At 67.9% G+C, this 1,694-nt stretch carries 2 protein-coding genes; one reads left to right on the top strand and one right to left on the bottom strand.

What is annotated here, in order from left to right:
• Positions 1-208: 208 nt before the first annotated feature.
• Complete coding sequence (locus AC07DW_RS34390) at positions 209-688, bottom strand: ATP-binding protein (RefSeq protein WP_478861517.1); 480 nt, start codon at positions 686-688, stop codon at positions 209-211.
• 177 nt (positions 689-865) lie between these two features.
• Here AC07DW_RS34390 and AC07DW_RS34385 point away from each other — a divergent pair, with 177 nt between their 5' ends.
• A complete protein-coding gene (locus tag AC07DW_RS34385; RefSeq protein ID WP_478861516.1) occupies positions 866-1,228 on the top strand; it encodes an STAS domain-containing protein in 363 nt (120 codons plus the stop codon).
• Positions 1,229-1,694 lie beyond the last annotated feature (466 nt).

Here is a 1,694-nt window from a genome sequence, read left to right as displayed (position 1 = left end):
CCACAGCCCATGTGTCCCTCACCAAGGCCGCATAACATCAACCACAACGGAACCCCTCGTCGAGCTTTTACACCGCTCCGAGGACGCGACCCAGCACCATGGGATAGCAGCCTCAAGGGTGCTGGCCGGACACGGCCCTCGACATCTTGGACTATGCCCTTGCGGCCCCGCGCTTCGCGGCCGACCGCCGCCGGATGCCCGGATGACACTACAGGGGGCTGCGTCCTGCGATGCCGCCAAGGTCGTCGAGCAAGGCGATGCGAACGGTGATGCGTTTGCCGACCGGCTCCCGCTGAACCTCGAAGCCCTGAGCGACGGCCATCACAATTTCCAGCCCGTGCTGCCCCACCCGTCCGGCATCCGAGGCCCGGGCCACCGGCAGCACCGGCTCGGAGTCCCACACCACCACCTCGACCATGGCACCGGATTTGCGCAGGTCCATCAGCAGCGGGCCGGGCGCGTACTTGCGGGCGTTGGTCACCAGCTCGCTGACCACCAGCTGGGTCAGGTCCACGGCACGCTGCGAGACGGGCAGACCCTGTTCGGCCTGTACCCGGGTGAGGAACCGTGTTGCCAGGTGGCGGGCCTGGGCGATGACCGTGCCGTCACCTTCCAGGGCCACCGTGGTCTGCATGGTGGTCTGCTCGCCTGGTGCGGTGCCGTCCTCACTCACCGGGACCGGTTCCATCACGGCCCGATTTCGCTACCCCGTTCACACCCCCGCGCGTACCCGCGTCCGCGCGGTACACGCTCCACTCTCCCGCGCCGGCTCCCCACCGGCGCAGCAGCATCACCCGGACGTGCAGGGCAGCACTTCGGGCCGAAGGTCCTGGTGTGCAAATATTACCGAATGGCCGAGGGAGACATGACGAACACCGGGCAAGGCGAGCAGGTCGGCGGGCTGTCGGTGGTGGCCACCGCCATGGAGGGCATCCGCGTGGTGACGCTGGCCGGGGAGATCGACCACCACACCGGCGACCAGCTGCGCCGTGCCCTGGACGTCACCGGCGCCGTCCGGCCCCGCATCGTGATCGACATGTGCCAGGTCACCTTCATGGACTCCAGCGGCATCAACATCCTCATCACCGCCTACCGGGCCGTGACCGAAGTCGGCGGCTGGCTCCGCCTGGCCGCACCCACCGACTCCGTCCTGCGGCTCCTGCAACTCGTCGGCGTCCACGACATCATCCAATGCCACCCCACCCCCCACGAAGCCCTGACTTTCTGAGCCGATCACACGTTCTCCGGCCGTGCTACTCGGAGGACATCCCTCCGGTCGGCTGGTACCACTCCGGATTGGCGGGCACTGATCGTAGGGTCCGTCTCCATCGTTCAGACGACGCCAATCGCCTCAGGTGGACAGGCAGTCGGGACGGCAGGCGCCAGCAGTGGTACATGCTGCTCGAGGGCAGTGGTGAAGTCGGCCCGGTCCGGGCCGGTGCCCGGGATGCTGTCGGTGGGTCGGTCATCGCAGTGCGTAAGGCCTGGTAGGCGTCAGCAGGGCCCAGACCTCCTGCTCGATTCCGTCGGGGGTGCGGGCCCTGAGTACGCGTCCGCCCAAGATCGTGGGCTTCACGCGATGGCCTCGTCTCCGTCGGCGATCGCCTGCTTATGAGACTTCCCCTCGTCGCGCTTGCGGCGGTAGAACGCCTTGGAGACGGGGCAGTGCATGGCAGCGGCCTGGGCCGAGAGGT

This window comes from Streptomyces sp. NPDC045701, from assembly GCF_056432045.1.
Note: the sequence above shows the minus strand (reverse complement) of the source record. Positions and strands in the feature narration are given on the sequence as shown.

Bases quoted from the DNA above. Each gene is read 5' to 3' on its own strand.
- AC07DW_RS34390 (WP_478861517.1), bottom strand. From the start codon at position 688: ATGGAACCGGTCCCGGTGAGTGAGGACGGCACCGCACCAGGCGAGCAG.
- AC07DW_RS34385 (WP_478861516.1), top strand. From the start codon at position 866: ATGACGAACACCGGGCAAGGCGAGCAGGTCGGCGGGCTGTCGGTGGTG.